Origin of the sequence: Scytonema sp. PCC 10023, assembly GCF_963920835.1 — a bacterium.
Taxonomy (GTDB): Bacteria; Cyanobacteriota; Cyanobacteriia; order Cyanobacteriales; family Nostocaceae; genus Kalymmatonema.
Genome location: NZ_CAWUDP010000145.1, coordinates 1 through 19,311, shown reverse-complemented (window position 1 = coordinate 19,311; position 19,311 = coordinate 1). Strand labels below are relative to the sequence as shown.

The following is a 19,311-nucleotide window of genomic DNA, read 5'->3' as shown; positions in this document are numbered from 1 at the left end:
CCATCGAAGTCGTTCTCAAGCAAGCTGCGTCCTAATGAAGATGGCTATGGCTATAGCATCTTGTTGAGAGTACCAAACCCGACTGAGAGAATGGATTTATTGAGTCCTGCTTTTTGTTTCTTACGTTTGCTACCGCGCTTTGCCTTTCTCGTCATTCCCTTCGTGTTAAGTTGCTCTGTTACGCCGATGTCATAACGACTTGCAATCTCTGACGTAACTTTGTGCTGCCAATCTCGGCGTTGTGCCCCAGCTTTGCGTTGCAGCCCTTGCACACGTTTGTTCGCCTTCTTCCAACGTCGAGATGCCTTAATTTTTTTATTCCGATTTGGGGCTTGCTTGCGTCGTAATTCTTTAGATGCCTTTTTTATTTTCGCTTCAGTCCTCTGAGTGAAGCGCGGATTGGATACTTGCTCAATATTTTTCCCGCTATATGTTGTGATAGCTGTCTCACATCCCAAATCAAAGGCAACAATTGAGTTGTACGCCAACTCAGAATGAGAACCAAACTTTGCGGCAATATCGAGAATCTCAACAGTAAAAGATGCAAACCACTGTTTCAAACCAGGCTTATACACAATGGTAAGCGTGGTTGGCTTTCCCCACTGTTTAGCCTGACCTCGCATTTTTATTTTGATACCAAGGTCGTTGAGGTTTACGCTGCCATGTTTCCCTGACGTATTTGCTTTCCATCCCGAAGTGGCAGGGTAAGTCCAACCTGAAAACTTGCGGATTGACTTGAATTTAGGCAGTTTACGTAATCCTTGGAAGAAAGCGTTGTACGCTAAGTCAACCCGTTTTACCGTAGCCTGCAACGCTTGAGAGTGAAGGTAAGCATGCCTCTTCCCACTCTTTTTTGTAAGCAGGCAAGCAATTCTGCTGTTCCAAATACGAAACTGATTTGCAATTCGCTCTCCATTCGTACTTACGGTGAGCAATACAGGCGTTGTATAAGTAGGCATGATCTCGTCTTGCTTGAAGTAACTTAATTTCTTGCGTTTTGCTTGGATAAAGACGAAATGTCTGTCTACGAACTGCCATGTATTACTCACCTCCTTCTTTTGCTAAACTATGCCTAGCTTAGTCGTAATAGCTAAATATGTCAACAAGAAAAGGAAAAAAAGGTTTAAGGGATGTACCGATTTTTTACACACAGAAAAAGCGTAAACACGGGATATGTCTTACCGATATAGCGTGGGAGGCGCTTAATGAGTTGGCGCATCAACAAGACGTTAGTGTCAGTGAGTTCATTGAACGTTGGGCTAGGGCGGAGATAGGTAAAAACTCGGTTACCCTCCAAAACGATTAGCTACGCTAACCCTCTTGGAGGGGTATACCTCGCTTTTGCCCCGAAACACCATCCCCACCGCATGGCGGATGGGGAATTTCGCGGAATTAGTTAAACTGCTGTTTCCTCTCAAGTCGTCAGCGAGCGAATTTTTTTTAGTAGCGAACCTATGGCTTTGGGGCGCGATTGAGGAGCAAACAACCAGGTAATGGCTGGTTTGGCTAACGCCTGGGGCATTAACCCAACCCAAAGGAACCAAGTACTCAAAATGAGCTTTCTTTTCTTAGAGAAATCAGAATCTTTCCAAACAGCCAAAAAACCTTTGTAAGCTAAAATAAGTTGCGAATCCAAGGGAACCGGATGATTTTGCGGATCTAGGCGCAAAGAAGTTAATCGCTCTTGCAGATGAAAGTAATCACACAAGCCTAAATCTTCGGCGACTTCGTATCCTAACTCAGTAGCCTTATCACGCAAAACTTTATATTTCAGAAAGTCATGTTTTATTGACTTAATAAATCTCTCACTTGTCACTCCCTCGCTTATTGACCACAAATTACTACCATGTTGACGGTATCCTCCTAAAGGTTCTTCTATAGAAACAATCTCACCATAAAAGGGTATGAGAGTCACTAGATAACCATCGGCAGAAATACGGTAGTCAGCTTCGGGTATGGGCAGGATTTTAGATAACGCAGCTCGACTAAAAGCATTACCGCTCGTTACCAAACAATTGTATCTTCCCTTTTTCAGCAAAATCGGTAATACGTCACCGCTATCCAGATGGATTTCCGGGCGTGGTAGGGTATCTATAAACTTTTTTTGAGCGTCAACCAACTCCAAACGATACTGCACATTTGACACATTGGGTTCCCAGGCTGCAATCACTCGCTCAACTGCATGAGGAAAGAGATAATCATCTGCATCCAAAAAAATGACAATTTCCCCACGGCTTACTTCAAAACCTGCATTGAGCGCCGATGCTTGCCCACCATTATTCTTTAGTAAAGGAACAATTTGCGTACCGTAGCTAGTGATAATTTCTTGGGAATTGTCAGTGGAACCATCATCCACCACAATAACTTCGGTATTTACGTATGTCTGGCTTAAGGCACTATCAATTGCTTCACCCAGAAACTGACTGTAGTTGTAGTTATTAATGATAATGCTTACTGGCACCTTAACCATCATGTCCCCTAATTTTAAGCTGTTTTTAAACGCATAAGCGTTGCTTTTTGCAACCAGGCTTGCGCCTTATTTAGTATCCGACCTAAAGCTAGCAAAAGCTAGCACCTGCAATCCCAAAACCTTTTATCCCAGGTTTATTCAACAGGCAAGTAATCGATATAACCACTACAACAATGATGGTTTCTATTTAACAGCTAGTTTGGGTCTTTCAAAAGTCAAATTTATTACTAATTATTTGATATTTCTTTTGTTTAATCTTCACAAGTTAAAAGATTTACATACACTTTTGATGAACCGTAATTCTTCTTAAAAAATAGAATTTTTTAAGAAGAATTAGCAAAAAACCCTTATACTAAAATTCTTATACTGTTGTGGTCGAGGAGCCACTCATACAAGCTCCCCGTTCATATGTTGATCAAGCAACTAACCTAATTTTCCAACCGCTTCAGCAACGAGCTGCGAGACCAACGGCAAAATATCGCGGTTTTTAGCATTCCCTTTGCCCTCAGTAAATACGACTAAGAGATAAGGACGCTTATCTGGTATTTCTATATACGCAGCGTCATGGCGAACTTGACTGGTCCAACCTGCCTTAGACCAAATTTGTGCTTCTTTGGGAAGCGCACCACCCAAAAAGCCTGTCACTTGGTCTTCTTCAACATCTTTTGGCAAATCATCCGGCTGAAGACTGCGTTTCATCAAAGTCATCATCGCTTGCGATCGCCCACTCGACACCGCCACACCACCAACAATACTGTGTAGCAATCTAGCGGTAGCATTTGTCGTCAGCATATTGCGGTTATCTAGCAACTCTCCCACAAAAGCCCGTTCGCGTCCATAAGGTCCATCACACCAGGTTTTTTGGCAAACATTTATCGTTTCCATATCCGACCACCCCAGAGACTGGTAATAGCGGTTAACGATATTGCGCTGCTGCTTCCAGGTTTCAAATGGTCCTGGTGATAATTCTGGTCCGGAAGTGGTTCCACTAAGGATATCTATAACTAAACTGGTCGCATCATTGCTGGAATCAACAATCATATCGCGCATGGCTCTTTCCAACTCCTTTGAAGTGGAAATCATGCCTTTCTCCAGCCACTCATTAACTGCTACTAAGTAAAACAGCTTCACCACACTCGCGGGATAAATTCGTTCCACTCCACGGTAACTGAAACCACGGACTGGGTGGTTCCAAAAAGCATCTGGAGTTAAAGCGCCACCCGTGTTTACGAGTACAGGGGGATCATAGACAATCCAAGTCAAAGCAATTTGGTTGCGGGCTAAAGTTGGAAATGCTGCCCAAGTTGCTTCTAAAATGCCATTACCAAGATTTTCAAGTTGTTCGTCTTTATTGAAGAAATTCATTGTTGTTCAAAGATGTCCTCTAATCTAGAATTCAAAATACAAAATTTCAAATCGGGTGAGTACCAGTGCCTAGCTGACCTGAACATATATGATTCTCCCAGTTGTGAGCGATTAGCAACTCAAGCTGCAACTGGGCGACATTTGTGGGTGACATCAAACTATCAGGATGTAGAGACGAGAGGTGGCGAGCCAGCGCGAATGACGGCTTTCCCGACCCACCAGGCGACTGGCGGTGCGTCTGTACAGGTGTGTTTGTGTGAGGATGACTATCCAGGATGGCTGTCGCTTTCAGATTTCAGTTTGTTACAACCATGCACTGTACCTTATAAAGCGAAAACATTTTCTGAATCTGAGATTAAAAAACGATTGCCAGAGGTGATAGCCTTTACCCAAAAAGCTATGCAACAATCAAATTATTACCTTTGGGGTGGTACAGTAGGACCAAATTACGACTGTTCGGGACTCATGCAAGCGGCGTTCGCGTCGGTGGGTATTCGCATACCCAGAGATGCCTATCAGCAGGAAGCTTTCAGCCAACCGATTGCTATTACAGAATTACAACCAGGTGATCTCGTGTTCTTTGGCTTCCAAAAAGCAACTCATGTGGGGCTCTATTTAGCGAATGGCTGCTACATCCATAGTTCAGGGAAAGATAAGGGGCGTAATGGCATTGCCATTGACTCTCTTTCGGAACAAGAAGATGAGATCAGTCAGTCATATTACCAGCAACTGCGCGGTGCTGGAAGAGTGGTCAAGAGTTACGAACCTCAAAGACGCTGAGGACAAGAGAGGAATATGAGGACTGGACTGGTTTCTAATGGGCTTGCTGGACAAAATGAGCCGATATCATTGGTTGTCCCGGATGTTTCGGTCGTGGTGCCGGTGCATAATGAAGTGGAAAGTTTGCCTCATTTGCTGGAGGCGATCGCATCCACATTATCTACTACCGACTTAACTTATGAAATCATCTGTGTGGATGATGGTTCCAAAGATGGTTCAGCACAGTTTCTTAAAGAACAAGCGCAAATCCGTAATGATTTAAAAGCGGTGATTTTGCGTCGCAACTACGGTCAAACTGCGGCGATGGCTGCTGGGTTTAACTATGCCCTAGGTAAAGCGATCGTCACTTTGGATGCTGACCTCCAAAACGACCCTGCAGATATACCTATGCTGTTGGCAAAGCTGGAGGAAGGCTACGATTTGGTGAGTGGTTGGCGGAAAAACAGACAAGACGGTGCTTTGAATCGGTTACTCCCTTCCAAAATTGCCAACTGGTTAATTAGGCGAACCACGAGCGTCAATATTCATGACTATGGTTGTTCACTCAAGGCATACCGCGCGGAACTGGTGGCAGATATGAACCTTTATGGAGAACTGCATCGCTTTCTTCCAGCTCTAGCATATATTGAAGGAGCAAGAATTACAGAAATGCCCGTGCGTCACCATGCCCGTCGCTTTGGTCGCAGCAAGTATGGGATATGGCGGACGTTCCGAGTGTTGATGGATTTGTTAACGATTTTGTTTATGAAAAAGTTCCTCACACGCCCGATGCACGTTTTTGGGCTGTGGGGGTTGATTTCCATGGCTTCAGGTGGGGCTATTGGAATTTACTTGACTTTTGTCAAATTTGCTTTTCATCAGGACATTGGCGATCGCCCTCTGCTGATTTTAGCAGTTCTGTTGCTAGTGACAGGCGTACAGTTGTTTTGCTTTGGTCTATTGGCAGAGTTGCTGATGCGTACTTATCATGAATCCCAAGGACGCCCCATCTATCGTGTCCGTGAGGTGGTCGTCACAAAAAGTGTAAACTAATAGACTTCTTGTACGAATAGCGCTAAATATATAGCGGTTCTGGTGTTGTATGCAATATAGCTCTTGTGGGGTGGGCATCTTGCCCGCCCTAATCTAGAGGAGAGGTGAGCCGCCCTAATCTAGAGGACAGGTGAGGACACCTGTCCCACAATAAAATTAGAACTGCAATGTATTCAATTGAGAACCGCTATAATTTGATTCGCGCAAGAGGTCTAATGTCAACTTGCTGTTTAAAAAAAACACTAAACAGCAGTCTTGTCAAGTTCGCCTAAACTCATAACTGCCTTTTGCTGCCTTTTCCGCAATTGAACAGCAACCCCAAGTCCGAGCAAGCCCAAACCTAACACTGGTGTCGGTTCTGGCACTGAGGTTCTGCCTCCTTTGACGTTCAACACTTGCACACGACTGTTGTAGAAGTCACTGACATAAAGTTTCCCATCATTGTAGTGTGCGCCCACAGTCCAATTAAACTGCCCTGGTTCGGGTAACGATGCTCCTGGTGCAAGCGGTTCTGGCTGGGCGTTGGGAACACCTGTGCCAAATTCAGTCAGATAATTACCGTTTTTATCGAATACCTGGATACGGTTGTTGAGAGTGTCACCCACATAGATATTCTCTTCGTCGTCCACCTCTATCGCAACTGGTCCATTTAACTGCCCGCGTCCGCTACCCGCTTCCCCGCCAACGACCAACAGAGGATTACCTTGAGGATCTAATACTTGAAAGCGGTTGTTGAGTTGATCGGTTACGTAGATATTTCCAGATTTTTCAGAGATTGATAAACCCGAGGGTCCCTGAAACTGTCCCGCTCCAGTGCCAGAGCTACCAATTGTTTTGATTAGGTTACCGTCTCTATCGTATACCTTGATAGCATCAAGAGTATAATCAGCTACATAAAAATTTCCTACGGCATCGAATGCGACGCCTCCTGGTCCATAGAACGGTCTACCCTCAACTTGAGGACCAAATGAGCCAAAGGATTTCAGATAGTTCCCATCAGCATCGAAAACATCAATTTCGCTATTATAAACATCATCCACATAAAGGTTCCCAGTCAGCTTGTCGAATGCAAGATCCGCTGTCCCACTGAACTGCCCTGCTCCGGTGCCTAAGCTGCCAATGGTTTTAACAAAGTTACTGTTTTGGTCAAATACTGAAACACGATTATTAGCAGAATCACTGATAAAAATATACCCAGTTCCTGCCTGCACATCTATGCCTTGAGGTAGAAGAATCTGTCCAGGTTCGGTGCCAGGGCTGCCAAGACTACGGTCGTATTCTAAGCTTACCGACTTGGCTTGAGCAGCGGCTGCCAAAACCATGAATCCAGCACTGACAATAGCGATTGACAAATTTTTTACGAATTTCATGTGTTTAACTCCTAGTTGTGTAAATTTCACGCCCTGGCATAACAGTGCTGATCAACGCGCAATCGAACGACTCCTTCAGCTTGTCGCTGTGGAGTTTTAGTGAATTTGCTTATTTATTGGTAAATCTTAATGCTTTGGATATTCAGTGTTTGGCTTGTGATTCCCTTGGCTCACAAGCTTCTAACCGAGAATATCAGGGTATGTTGCAGGCAACAAAGCAAGGTGGAGGACTTGTATCCTTCTATTAGTTACTATAAGTTACTAGTTAAAAATGTAAAGTAGGTACTTTCAAGTAACCACGACACTACCAAGAAACTATGACTCTGTTTAAACAACCTGCCAGTTGCCCTGTGGGCACGTTATTAAATCTACTAGGTGGACCTTGGACGTTCTACATTCTTTGGATTTTGCGCCAGCAAGGACCCACGCGCTTTGGTGCGCTAAAACGCCAGATAGAAGGTATTTCGTCAAAAGTTCTCACTGAGAGATTACGAATGCTTGAGGAGGCAGAAATAATTTATCGCGATTATGAGCCAACAATCCCACCTCAAGTGACTTACGGTTTAACCGAAAAAGCACAAGACCTAATCGTAGTGTTAGATCAACTGGCGGCGATCGCCCACAAATGGTATTTACCGGAACATTCTGAAATCGGGCTACCAGCGCCAGGAAAATAACAAATGCTACATTTGACCCTGAGCTGTTCATTAAGGGTCGTACATAGCCATCTTAATTGAGCTGTCAAATTTTCTAAGTTTTTTTCCTCTGTGTTCTCTGGGGTTCGTTGTTCACAAGTCAAGTTTATAAATTAAATACAACTGCTCTGTTACACAACGGTTTCTCAGACTACAGTACATAGAGGATTTAGTAATATATTTTACTAAAATTCACAAATAAGCGTAGAAATCCGCTGGGTTAGGTATCACTTTAGAAAGAGCCATCATTGTATTTAATTGTATTTACTGGTAAAAGGTTAAACAAAGCTCACATTAACTTGCATCTGCTGTGAATATGTCTCGCACAATAGATACCCAATTGCGAAACAACCTGCTGGTTTTATTTGCGGCAGGTTTATTATTCTGGTCCAGCTTGGCTTCGTTATTGCCAACGCTACCACTGTACATTGAGTCTGTGGGGGCAACAAAGCAGCAAATTGGGATTGTGCTAGGCAGTTTTGCCATCGGACTGTTGTTATTTCGCCCTTGGTTGGGACGCTTGGCGGATCGACGGGGTCGCAAAATTGTGTTACTTATCGGTACGCTGGTGGCTGCTGTCGCACCCCTTGGCTACTTGTCGATCAAATCTATTCCCCTGCTGATACTGCTGCGTGTCTTTCATGGTATCAGTATCGCTGCTTTTACTACTGGTTTCAATGCGTTGGTGGCGGACATTGCTCCCTTGGAAAAGCGGGGTGAAATCATTGGCTACATGAGTTTGGTCAATCCAATTGGGGTAGCAATTGGACCAGCTTTAGGCGGATTTTTGCAAGCTGGGGTTGGTGACCAGATTTTATTTTTGATCACCGCTGAATTGGCTTTTGTGGCGTTTTTGGGAATTTTGGCAATCGTTAACCCACCAGTAGCAAGACAACAAGGTGATACTAGGAACAGTCAATTTTGGCGAATTGTGAGTAGCCCCAGGGTGAGAACTCCAGCCATAATCATGTTGCTGGTTGGTTTGGCTTTTGGTGCTTTACACACCTTTGTGCCATTGTTTATCAAATCAACTGGGGTAAACTTGAACCCAGGGTTGTTTTATACAGTAGGAGCAGTTGCCAGTTTTGCTGTACGGCTGTTCACTGGAAAGGCAAGCGATCGCCTTGGTCGTGGTTTGTTTATTACCCTCAGTTTAGTTTTTTACACCCTGTCAATGTCACTTCTGTGGCTCGCCAACAGTTCCGCAGCTTTCTTGGTTGCAGCAATTATTGAAGGGGCTGCTTCTGGCACTCTGATTCCCATGATTGCGGCTATGATGGTGGATCGAGCGCAGCCTTATGAACGGGGACAGATATTTGCTATATGTCTGATGGGAATGGATGTCGGGATTGCGATCGCAGGTCCTGTTCTTGGTTTTGTTGCCGAATATATTGGCTATAGAAATATGTTTGGTCTAACTGCTGGTTTGACGTTCTTAAGTATTTTCATCTTTCTGACGTTGTCCAGCAAAGATTTACCCAGTTCTGTACGCTTTGCTCTCGGTCGCGGTCAAGATGCTTATGCCTTGAAAGATACCTAGAGACTAAAATGTAAATACGGGAAATTACTTCGCTTTACCAGAAGCTATGTCCCGATAGGGACAGGCTTACGTTAACAGGCTTTTGCTTTCTATAAAAACGGGCGAGGAGGGATTCGAACCCCCGACACCGTGGTCCGTAGCCACGTGCTCTAGTCCACTGAGCTACACGCCCTTACCAGAATTCAATATTAGCACACCCTTTCCAAATGATGCAAGAAAATTCTGAAATTTTATCTGCTAACTTAAGCCATCTGGATAATCAGGGTCAAGCTCAGATGGTGGATGTATCTGGAAAAACCTCCACTGTTCGCCAAGCAGTAGCCGCAGCCAGAGTCAGGATGTTATCAGAAACCTTCGCCGCTATTCAAGCAGGGAATAGTCCCAAAGGGGATGTATTGGCAACTGCAAGAATAGCTGGGATTATGGCAGCCAAACATACAGCTTCTTTGATTCCTCTGTGTCATCCTTTACCATTGCAAAAAATTGAAGTCCAAGTTACACCTGATCCACAATTACCTGGTTATCAAATTCAAGCAACAGTCAGAACCAAAGCTGAAACTGGAGTCGAAATGGAAGCCTTAACCGCTGTTTCTGTTGCCGCCCTGACGTTGTACGATATGGCTAAAGCTTTGGAAAAGTCGATTCAAATAGAATCAATTAGGTTGGTTAGTAAAACTGGCGGAAAATCAGGAGATTACCAGACCTAGTCATAACCCAATACGGTTCAGTTAAGGTTGTTGTGTCAAAAATCACGTGTGTAGAGACGCGCCATGGCGAGCCAGCGCTGCAGGAGGGTCTCCCTCGTGCCGGCTCTGGCGTCGCGTCTCTACATTCTGTTCCTGATAACGGTTGTGGTCTTATCTGAACCGTATTGAGTCATAACCTAGCTGAGTCTTGTTTGAAAGAACCAACGCCAAAGGTGGCAATTGCAATGATTCGGTGATTGAGTTAGTATCATACTCCAGGTGTCGCAAAAAGCTAAATTAAATAGCTAAAAACATTATTAATTACTTGTATCTCTTCAATATGAGTAAGTTTTTTTGACTTTGTGTTGTAAAATTAATTTAATGCCGAAAACCAAGGCGAAAAAAAATGGTTTGTAAACCATAGTCGCGGTCATTACTAGCAAGCCTGTAAAAAGGTCAAAGGTCAAGTCCACGATTTGTTAAATTTGCTGAAAATAGCGGTTTAAAGTGGCTAAAAGCTTCAAAGCTCATAAACTTTTGATAAATAGGATGGGCTACATCCTTTCTTTACGCCCGTGGACAAGAAGGAGCCGACTCCCTTGAATGAAGCGGGAAGCAGACCCTCTAAAGAAAACTTTAGTTGAATGATAAACTTTAAACAAGTTTAGTCTTGTTCTGTGTAGCAGATAGTGAGCCTTGCAAAGTCTACAGGCACAGTTTAAAAAGTTACTTAAGCATCTGCGCACTAGGCGATGGGAAAGTAGAACCGTAAGGCAACGACGTTCCTATGTGATTCACCGTAATTTTGCTATTGGGTTAGGGGCTTGCGTTCTGGTATTGATATTGGGGACGGGTTTTGGGGGTTGGGCAGCAATAGCACAGATACCGCAAGCCAGTTCTGTTGTCGCAAATCTTTCACTTGTTCAGTCCCTAGTTAATGAGCCGTCTCAGTTAGTACAAGCAGGTAAAGTAAAATACCAAACGGGACAATTTGCTGCTGCGATCGCACTCTGGCAACAAGCTTTAGATTTGTTTACAAAACAGGGCGATCGCGTCCGTCAGGCTGTTGTGCTGAGTAATGTTGCTCTGGGATACCAGCAGTTAGGACAGTGGACTCAAGCAAAGGCGGCGATCGCCCAGAGTATAGCTTTGCTGAAGGAAGCAAAGGGGAAAGATGGAGAAAATTCTATTCCAAATCTCCTGGCTGATGCCTTAAACATTCAGGGGAGTTTAGAACTGGCTCAAGGACAAGCTGAAAAAGCACTCAACACTTGGCTTCAAGCGACTGAGACTTATCAAAAAGCCAAGGATAAAAAAGGAGTCATTCGTAGTTTAATCAATCAAACCCAGGCTTTGAGAGTATTAGGGCTGTACTCCCGTGCGCAGAAAACTTTAGAACAGGTGAACAAAACCCTGCAAGCGGAACCAGACTCACTACTCAAAGCAGCTGGCTTGCTGAATTTAGGTAATACTTTGCGGGTGAACGGTGACTTGAGCAAATCTGAAGCAGTGGTAAAGCAAAGTTTAGGCATTGCTCAGAAATTACAGTCAAAAGATGATATCACACTGGCTTTGCTAAGTTTGGGTAATATCACTCGCGCAAAACAAGATAATAAAGAAGCTCTAAATTACTATCAACAAGCAATAGCGACAGCCACCAGCCCGAAAACCAAGATACAGGCACAACTCAACCAACTGCGGCTGCTGGTAGATACAGAACAATGGGCTGCTGCTGAAACACTGATACCCGAAATTCAACAATCTTTAGAGAGTATACCTCCCAGCCGCACCGCAGTGGCAGCACGAGTTAACTTTGTTCAAAGTTTGATTAAAGTAAAAAGTGAGGGTAAAGACAAAACTTCACGCTTGTCTGAGGCTGCTCAAATTCTAGCGGTAGCAGGAAAGCAAGCGCAAGAGCTTGGCGATAAGCGAGCAGAAGCTTATGCTCTTGGTTACTTGGGGGAATTGTACGAACAAACTCAGCAATGGACAGAAGCGCGTAAACTGACTGAAAGGACATTAATGCTGGCGCAAGCAACTAATGCTCCTGATATCACTTATCGCTTGTCTTGGCAACTTGGGCGGATACTTGTGGCTGAGGGGAAATTGAAGGAAGCGATCGCAGCTTACACTGAAGCTGTTGATACCCTGCAAGCCATCCGTAATGACTTAGTGGCTGGCAGTTTTGAACTGCAGTTTTCCTTTAGAGAAAGCGTTGAACCAGTTTATCGTGAGTTAGTCAGCTTACTGCTGCAACAACCGTCACCAAACCAGTCAAAGGCTCTACAGCAGGTGAGTCAGGCAAATCTGGCAAAAGCCCTGAACGTGATTGAGTCGTTGCAAATTGCAGAATTGGATAATTACTTTCGTGAAGCTTGCTTAACAGGGCAATCAGTTCAAGTTAGTAAGATTGATCCCCAAGCAGCAGTTATCTATCCAATAATTCTACGCGATCGCCTAGAAGTTATCCTCTCGCTACCAAATCAACCGCTGCGTCACTACACGACACCCATTCCCCAGGAGCAACTTGAACAAATTGTTGAGCAAATGCAAGCTTCTCTCTCACGCACTTCCTTGACAGAAGAACGTTTGCCCATTGCCCAAAAAGTTTACGATTTGATAGTCCGACCTGCGGAAGCTGATTTGCAAGCTAGTAAAATTAAAACGCTAGCATTTATTCTCGATGGCTCGCTGAAAAATCTGCCAATGGTCGCACTGCACGACGGTCAACGATATTTGCTAGAAAAATATAGTATTGCCCTCACTCCCGGACTGCAACTTCTGGCACCACAACCTCTACAACGCCAGCAAATCAAAGTTCTGGTTGCTGGAGTGAGTCAGTCAACTCAAGGCTTTGCCTCCCTACCTGGTGTCGAGTCAGAAGTGAGCGAAATCAAGTCAGAAATTCCGGCACAAGTCTTACTGAATCAAACATTTACCAGCGCCGCTATTCAAAAACAAATCCGTGCTAACCCGTTCCAAGTTGTGCATTTGGCAACCCACGGTCAATTTAGTTCCAACGCTGCTGACACATACATTCTCACTTGGGATGGTCGGTTAGACGTGAAACAGTTGGGAGAAGTACTCAGAACTAGAGAACAAAGTACACCAACTCCAATTGAGTTGCTGGTTTTCAGTGCCTGTCAAACCGCCGAGGGTGATAAACGTGCAGCGCTGGGACTAGCAGGTGTGGCAGTGCGTTCTGGTGCGCGTAGTACTCTCGGGACTCTGTGGTCTGTAGAAGATAAATCTACTGCCGATTTTATGGCAGAATTTTACCGTCAATTAGCTAACTCGCAGACAACGAAAGCAGAAGCCCTGCGACAAGCGCAACTGAAGCTTTTGAAACAACCTGGATACAAGCATCCCTTCTATTGGGCAGGTTTTGTACTGGTAGGTAATTGGCTTTAACAGTTACCAGTTATCAGTTATCAGTTATCAGTTATCAGTAAATCTTAACTTTGTAGGGTGTGTTAGAGCGCAGCGCAACGCACCATTTATAAGAATGTAGGCTGAAAACCCTGCGGCTTCAGCCCAGGGATGAAAGCCACGACGCAGGCTTTAGCCTGCCGTGATGCTTTCTTTTTGTGGTTCGGGTAAAGTATCAAGCAAGTCTTCAACTATTTGAGTAATTGTTTTATCTTTTTGAGCCGCATATAGGCGTAGCTTATTCATTCTACGCTCTGTAATCCTAATATGTAATTCTTTTTTTGGCATTACTGTGACACAATAGCAACACATTCATGTTAACATAGATTCAATTGAGTAAAACAAGGAGGTGATAACGCAGTGCTGGTTTTAGAGTACAAAGTAAAGGGTAAGCAACAGCAGTATCAAGCAATTGATGAAGCGATAAGAACTACTCAGTTCATTCGCAACAAAGCTATTAGACTTTGGATGGATACACCAAAAGAGCAAAAAGTAGACAAGATTGCTCTAAATAATTACTCTACAGGACTGCGAAAAGAATTCGGATTTGTTAAAGACTTAAATTCAATGGCTTGTCAGTCTGCAACTGAAAGAGCCTGGCTATCTATTGCCAGATTCTATGACAATTGCAAGTCTAAAAAATCAGGGAAAAAAGGTTTCCCACGCTTTCAAAAAGATAACCGCTCAGTTGAATACAAGACTAGCGGGTGGTCACTGCATCCCACAAAACGACGTATCACCTTTACTGATAAGAAAGGTATTGGTGAAGTTAAGCTGTTAGGTAAGTGGGATATTCACACCTATCCAGTCAAGTCAATCAAACGAGTTCGGTTAGTTAGAAAAGCTGACGGTTACTACTGCCAGTTTGCAGTTGACATTGAGATTAAACCTGAACAAAGAACAGGTAATGGTGAAATCGGTCTTGATGTTGGTCTTGAGTTTTTCTATTCTGATTCCAATGGGTATCATGAGGAGAACCCAAGGTTTTTAAAAAAAGCAGAAAAAGCTATCAAGCACGCTCAACGTCAAATATATAAGAAACAGAAAGGAAAGAACCAACGACGCAAAGCAAGACAGAGATATGCAAAGAAACATTTGAGAGTAAATAGGCAGAGGAATGAACACGCGAAGAGAGTCGCGCGTAACTTGTGCAAGGCTAACGCCTTTGTCGCCTATGAAAACTTGAACGTGAAAGGCATGGTGAAGAATCATTGTCTTGCCAAGTCTATCAATGATGTGGCTTGGAGTCTATTTCGTCGTTGGCTAGAATATTTTGCTGTTAAGTTCGGTACTACAGTTGTAGCTGTCAATCCTCGAATGACATCTCAAAAGTGTTCGGATTGCGGTGCAATTGTGAAAAAATCTCTTTCAACTCGTACGCATAAGTGTAGTTGTAGATGCGAGATACAAAGAGATGTCAATGCAGCAATAAATATTTTGAATCTTGCACGACAAGCTAGGTTGGGACACAACCGAAGTAACGCTACAGGACTCGCGACCTCTACTCTAGTTGGTGAAAGCCTGCTTGAGCAAGTGGCGAGGAAGAATGTAGAATCCCCTGGCTTTACATCAAAACGAGCGACAGCGATGTTTTGATAGCCAGGGGAGTGTCAATTCGGTGCGTTACGGCAAAAATATTTATTAAAATCTATATCCCAATCCTAAATCATTTGTAAGCAACAAGACCCCCGACTTCTTTAAGAAGTCGGGGGTCTGTGGCTTTCACAAACTTAAGATTTACTATTTCTTCAAATCTATATAGCAGTCCTAAATGATTTGTGAAAAAACAAGAACCCCGACTTCTTTAAGAAGTCGGGGTTCTGAAGAACTCAATTTTCACAAATGAAATAGGATTGCTATAGTTTCATCAAAGACAATTAAGCAAAAGTATGGTACGAGTCTAAGATAACTGGATCTTTTGTATAAAACCAGTCAAGAACTTCCCTTTATAGGAGAGTTATCACTATGACTAGGGCACAGTTACATCGAGGGTTGGCACTCGTTTTTACAATACCATTGGCTGTCTCTTTAAGCGTGTTTACTGACGTACAAGCAGCTAATCCACAACAAACTACTCCATCTCCAGCCAAAAAGCGCAGAGTCACCTTTGACCCTCCTCCCGATCAACCTGCACCGAAAGTGACTATAGGTGGAGGTAGGCGCGACAATGACAAATGCCCGCAGGATAGAAAAACTGTCAGCCAAACCTTAGACAGAAAAACAACTGATCAGTTTCTGACTCTCCTGGTACCAACTTCCTCAAAATTGGGGTTAACGGTGTCCCCTCACCCAACTTTTCTTGCGTATGTGGCTCAAACTTCTGCATCATCGGTGGTGTTTACCTTAGAAAATCAACAAGGTGAGGGTATCTATAAGACAAAGCAGGACTTAAAGGGAACTCCAGGCATTGTCAGCTTCAAATTGCCAACCACTGCACCACAACTGGCAATTGGTCAGGATTACAAATGGGTGGTATCAATGGTTTGTCAGCCAGCAGGACCAAGAGACCCGTTTGCTGAGGGAGTCGTCCGGCGAGTCCAACCAAATGCAGAACTCGCGAGTCAACTAAACAAAGCACAACCTATAGACCGAGTTGCCTTGTATGCCAAAGCTGGGATATGGCAAGAAGCAGCAGCGGATTTGGCTTCTTTACGCCAATCACAGCCGCAGAATGCAGAATTGACAACAGCTTGGAAAGATTTGTTGCAGTCAGTGGGTTTAGATGCAGTGTCTTCTGCTCCCTTAAAGAACTAAGTAGGTCAGTGTAAATAATTAAAGGTATGTAGTAAGCGCTTTAGCGCTAAAGCGCCTACTACGAGCTAGTTTTCAAGCTTTACTTTTCTTTACATAGTTTGATTTTTTCTCGCCTACTTACTTAGAAAGTGCAGAAGTTGATTTTGCTGACACCTAATTAAGAATACACAAAGAAATCTCGGCGTCTTTGTATCACCGCGTCCCCCCGTCTGTCTTCACCCGTCAATTTTGGGTTGACAGACTAGTAGGCTTTTGCAATGGCAGAAGTCCTGTTAATATCTACCTGAGATAACAATGAAACCACTTGCTCTCCAAGTTTGGCTCACCTGTCTCACCCTTGGTTGTCTGGTTGTTGGCAACTCCGCTACTGCTCAAATCATTCCCGATAACACTCTCCCGGTGAACTCCAGTGTTATCCAACAAGGAAACACTAGCAAAATTGAGGGGGGCACGGTTAGAGGGACGAATTTATTTCATAGCTTTCGTGAATTTTCTGTACTTACAGGCGGTGAGGCATTTTTCAACAACGCCGCCGAAATTAGGAATATTCTCACCCGTGTGACGGGTAATAATCTCTCCAATATTGATGGGTTGATTAAAGCTAATGGCACAGCAAACTTATTTCTGATAAATCCCAATGGGATTATCTTTGGTCCCAATGCTCGACTAGATATTGGTGGTTCGTTTTTGGGAACGACTGCCAATGCCATTCAATTTGGTAACGAAGGCTTGTTCAGCGCTACTACCCCCGAAGCTCCCTCTGAGTTGTTGACGGTCAATCCTTCCGCTTTACTGTTTAATCAAATTGCTGCCGCACGTATCCAAAATAACTCAGTTGCAAATTCTGGAGTCGCAAATTTTGCATTAGATCCATCAGGAAGATTCACTGCAAAGGGTTTACGTGTCCCTGATGGTCAGAGTTTGCTGTTGGTTGGCGGTAACGTCAGCATGGATGGTGGAGGACTGTTTGCTTTTGGTGGTCGAGTGGAGTTGGGAGGATTAGCAGGTGCGGGAACAGTTGGATTGAATGGAGATGGCAGTAATCTCAGTTTGAGTTTCCCTGATGGGGTGGAGCGAAGTGATGTATTACTTACCAATGGCGCTCAAGTAAATGTGCTTGCTAGGGGCGGAGGCACTATTGCGATTAATGCTCGTAATTTTGAGCTTGCAGGAGAAAGTACCCTAAGGGCAGGGATAGCAGCAGGTTTGGGTTCGGTGAATAGCAAGGCAGGAAATATTGAGGTTAATGCACAAGGAGCAGTTAATCTTAAGGATGAGAGCTTCATTACTAATGCTGTGGTACCTCAGGCAATCGGAAACTCAGGAGATATCAGCATCACCACTGGCTCACTGTCTGTCACCAATGGCGCTCGACTCTCTGCTAGCACTCTTGGAAAAGGGGATGCGGGCAAAATCACGATTATTGCCCGAGATACTGTGTCTTTTGATGGCACAAAAGATGGATTCCCCAGTGCTGCAGCCAGCAGTGTGGGACGTGGAGGGGAGGGCAAAGCAGGTGACATCTTTATCACCACTGGCTCACTCTCACTCACCAATGGCGCTCAACTCATTGCCAACACTGTTGGAAAAGGGGATGCGGGCAAAATCACGATTATTGCCCGAGATACTGTGTCTTTTGATGGCACAAAAGATGGATTCCCCAGTGCTGCAGCCAGCAGTGTGGGACGTGGAGGGGAGGGCAAAGCAGGTGACATCTTTATCACCACTGGCTCACTCTCACTCACCAATGGCGCTCAACTCATTGCCAACACTGTTGGAAAAGGGGATGCGGGCAAAATCACGATTATTGCCCGAGATACTGTGTCTTTTGATGGCAGAAAAGATGGAATCCCCAGTGCTGCAGCCAGCAGTGTGGGACGTGGAGGGGAGGGCAAAGCAGGTGACATCTTTATCACCACTGGCTCACTCTCACTCACCAATGGCGCTCAACTCATTGCCAACACTGTTGGAAAAGGGGATGCGGGCAAAATCACGATTATTGCCCGAGATACTGTGTCTTTTGATGGCAGAAAAGATGGATTCGGCAGTGCTGCATTGAGCACAGTGGAAACTGGAGGGGTAGGTAACGCAGGTGACATCTTCATCACCACTGGCTCACTCTCACTCACCAATGGCGCTCGACTCAGTGCCAGCACTCTTGGCAAAGGGGATGCAGGCAATATTACCATTAATGCCCGAGATACCGTGTCTTTTGATGGCACAAAAGATGGATTTTCCAGTGCTGCATTGAGCACAGTGGAAACTGGAGGGGTAGGTAATTCTGGTGGCATCAGCATCAGTGCTGGCTCACTTTCTGTCACCAATGGCGCTCAACTAGTTGCCAGCACTCTTGGCAAAGGGGATGCAGGCAATATTACCATTAATGCCCGAGATACCGTGTCTTTTGATGGCACAAAAGATGGATTTTCCAGTGCTGCATTGAGCACAGTGGAAACTGGAGGGGTAGGTAACTCTGGTGGCATCAGCATCAGTGCTGGCTCACTTTCTGTCACCAATGGCGCTCGACTCATTACCAGCACTCTTGGCAAAGGGGATGCAGGCAAAATCAGCATTGATGCCCGAGATACTGTGTCTTTTGATGGCACAAAAGATGGATTTTCCAGTGCTGCATTCAGCAGTGTGGCAACTGGAGGGGAGGGCAAAGGAGGTGACATCAGCATCAGTGCTGGCTCACTCTTTGTCACCAATGGCGCTCAACTCAATGCCAGCACTTTTGGAAAAGGGGATGCGGGCGATATCACGATTAATGCCCGAGATACTGTGTCTTTTGATGGCAGAAAAGATGGATTTTCCAGTCTTGCACTCAGCAGTGTGGCAACTGGAAGGGAGGGCAAAGGAGGTGACATCAGCATCACCACTGGCTCACTCTCACTCACCAATGGCGCTCGACTCATTACCAGCACTCTTGGCAAAGGGGATGCAGGCAATATCACGATTATTGCCCGAGATACTGTGTCTTTTGATGGCACAAAAGATGGATTCCCCAGTGCTGCATTCAGCAGTGTGGAACGTGGAGGGGAGGGCAAAGGAGGTGACATCAGCATCAGCACTGGCTCACTCTCACTCACCAATGGCGCTCGACTCAGTGCCAGCACTCTTGGAAAAGGGGATGCGGGCAATATCACGATTATTGCCCGAGATACTGTGTCTTTTGATGGCACAAAAGATG

Annotated in this window: 16 protein-coding genes and 1 tRNA gene; 11 read left to right on the top strand and 6 right to left on the bottom strand. The window is 44.7% G+C overall.

From position 1 onward, the window contains the following. Positions 1-50: 50 nt before the first annotated feature. Positions 51-1,049, bottom strand: coding sequence for an RNA-guided endonuclease InsQ/TnpB family protein (locus tag ACM0OZ_RS43970; protein ID WP_414589201.1), 999 nt, complete (start codon positions 1,047-1,049; stop codon positions 51-53). A 47-nt stretch (positions 1,050-1,096) separates the two neighbouring features. Here ACM0OZ_RS43970 and ACM0OZ_RS43965 point away from each other — a divergent pair, with 47 nt between their 5' ends. Then, positions 1,097-1,306: a hypothetical protein gene (locus ACM0OZ_RS43965; protein ID WP_414589200.1), complete on the top strand. Its 210-nt coding sequence runs from the start codon at positions 1,097-1,099 to the stop codon at positions 1,304-1,306. Between the two features lie 108 nt (positions 1,307-1,414). Here the strand turns inward: ACM0OZ_RS43965 and ACM0OZ_RS43960 are convergent, their stop codons facing one another. Further along, a complete protein-coding gene (locus tag ACM0OZ_RS43960) occupies positions 1,415-2,473 on the bottom strand; it encodes a glycosyltransferase family 2 protein (RefSeq protein ID WP_414589198.1) in 1,059 nt (352 codons plus the stop codon). Between the two features lie 420 nt (positions 2,474-2,893). Continuing rightward, the gene (locus tag ACM0OZ_RS43955) at positions 2,894-3,835 is read right to left on the bottom strand and encodes a serine hydrolase (protein WP_414589197.1); all 942 of its coding nucleotides are present in this window, start codon (positions 3,833-3,835) and stop codon (positions 2,894-2,896) included. 12 nt (positions 3,836-3,847) lie between these two features. Between ACM0OZ_RS43955 and ACM0OZ_RS43950 the strand changes: the two genes are divergently transcribed. Then, a complete protein-coding gene (locus ACM0OZ_RS43950) occupies positions 3,848-4,615 on the top strand; it encodes an NlpC/P60 family protein (RefSeq protein ID WP_414589196.1) in 768 nt (255 codons plus the stop codon). 15 nt (positions 4,616-4,630) lie between these two features. After that, positions 4,631-5,647: a glycosyltransferase family 2 protein gene (locus ACM0OZ_RS43945; RefSeq protein WP_414589194.1), complete on the top strand. Its 1,017-nt coding sequence runs from the start codon at positions 4,631-4,633 to the stop codon at positions 5,645-5,647. Between the two features lie 242 nt (positions 5,648-5,889). Here the strand turns inward: ACM0OZ_RS43945 and scyF are convergent, their stop codons facing one another. Next, the gene (gene scyF, locus ACM0OZ_RS43940; RefSeq protein WP_414589193.1) at positions 5,890-7,017 is read right to left on the bottom strand and encodes a scytonemin biosynthesis PEP-CTERM protein ScyF; all 1,128 of its coding nucleotides are present in this window, start codon (positions 7,015-7,017) and stop codon (positions 5,890-5,892) included. 44 nt (positions 7,018-7,061) lie between these two features. On the opposite strand from scyF, the gene ACM0OZ_RS43935 reads away from it, so the two are divergent. The 3 genes from ACM0OZ_RS43935 to ACM0OZ_RS43925 all read left to right on the top strand — a co-directional run bounded on the left by ACM0OZ_RS43935 (position 7,062) and on the right by ACM0OZ_RS43925 (position 9,252). Further along, positions 7,062-7,265, top strand: a complete 204-nt coding sequence (locus ACM0OZ_RS43935; protein ID WP_414589192.1) for a hypothetical protein — start codon at positions 7,062-7,064, stop codon at positions 7,263-7,265. A 69-nt stretch (positions 7,266-7,334) separates the two neighbouring features. Beyond that, positions 7,335-7,694 carry a winged helix-turn-helix transcriptional regulator gene (locus ACM0OZ_RS43930; protein WP_414589191.1) on the top strand — a complete coding sequence of 120 codons (360 nt, stop codon included), beginning with the start codon at positions 7,335-7,337 and terminating at the stop codon, positions 7,692-7,694. A gap of 334 nt (positions 7,695-8,028) precedes the next feature. Continuing rightward, the gene (locus ACM0OZ_RS43925) at positions 8,029-9,252 is read left to right on the top strand and encodes an MFS transporter (protein ID WP_414589190.1); all 1,224 of its coding nucleotides are present in this window, start codon (positions 8,029-8,031) and stop codon (positions 9,250-9,252) included. A 98-nt stretch (positions 9,253-9,350) separates the two neighbouring features. Here ACM0OZ_RS43925 and ACM0OZ_RS43920 read toward each other — a convergent pair. Continuing rightward, positions 9,351-9,424 (bottom strand) — tRNA-Arg (locus tag ACM0OZ_RS43920). A 34-nt stretch (positions 9,425-9,458) separates the two neighbouring features. On the opposite strand from ACM0OZ_RS43920, the gene moaC reads away from it, so the two are divergent. Next, positions 9,459-9,959 (top strand): cyclic pyranopterin monophosphate synthase MoaC, encoded by a 501-nt coding sequence (gene moaC / locus ACM0OZ_RS43915; protein WP_414589189.1) that lies wholly within the window; start codon positions 9,459-9,461, stop codon positions 9,957-9,959. Positions 9,960-10,634: 675 nt separating this feature from the next. After that, positions 10,635-13,349, top strand: coding sequence for a CHAT domain-containing protein (locus tag ACM0OZ_RS43910; RefSeq protein WP_414589188.1), 2,715 nt, complete (start codon positions 10,635-10,637; stop codon positions 13,347-13,349). A 150-nt stretch (positions 13,350-13,499) separates the two neighbouring features. Here the strand turns inward: ACM0OZ_RS43910 and ACM0OZ_RS43905 are convergent, their stop codons facing one another. Then, positions 13,500-13,655: a hypothetical protein gene (locus tag ACM0OZ_RS43905; RefSeq protein ID WP_414589187.1), complete on the bottom strand. Its 156-nt coding sequence runs from the start codon at positions 13,653-13,655 to the stop codon at positions 13,500-13,502. A 72-nt stretch (positions 13,656-13,727) separates the two neighbouring features. On the opposite strand from ACM0OZ_RS43905, the gene ACM0OZ_RS43900 reads away from it, so the two are divergent. The 3 genes from ACM0OZ_RS43900 to ACM0OZ_RS43890 form a co-directional block, all read left to right on the top strand. After that, complete coding sequence (locus tag ACM0OZ_RS43900) at positions 13,728-14,963, top strand: RNA-guided endonuclease InsQ/TnpB family protein (RefSeq protein ID WP_414589186.1); 1,236 nt, start codon at positions 13,728-13,730, stop codon at positions 14,961-14,963. Between the two features lie 369 nt (positions 14,964-15,332). Beyond that, the gene (locus ACM0OZ_RS43895; protein WP_414589185.1) at positions 15,333-16,121 is read left to right on the top strand and encodes a DUF928 domain-containing protein; all 789 of its coding nucleotides are present in this window, start codon (positions 15,333-15,335) and stop codon (positions 16,119-16,121) included. Between the two features lie 294 nt (positions 16,122-16,415). Beyond that, a partial coding sequence (locus tag ACM0OZ_RS43890) for a filamentous hemagglutinin N-terminal domain-containing protein (RefSeq protein WP_414589184.1) occupies positions 16,416-19,311 on the top strand: 2,896 nt, incomplete at its 3' end.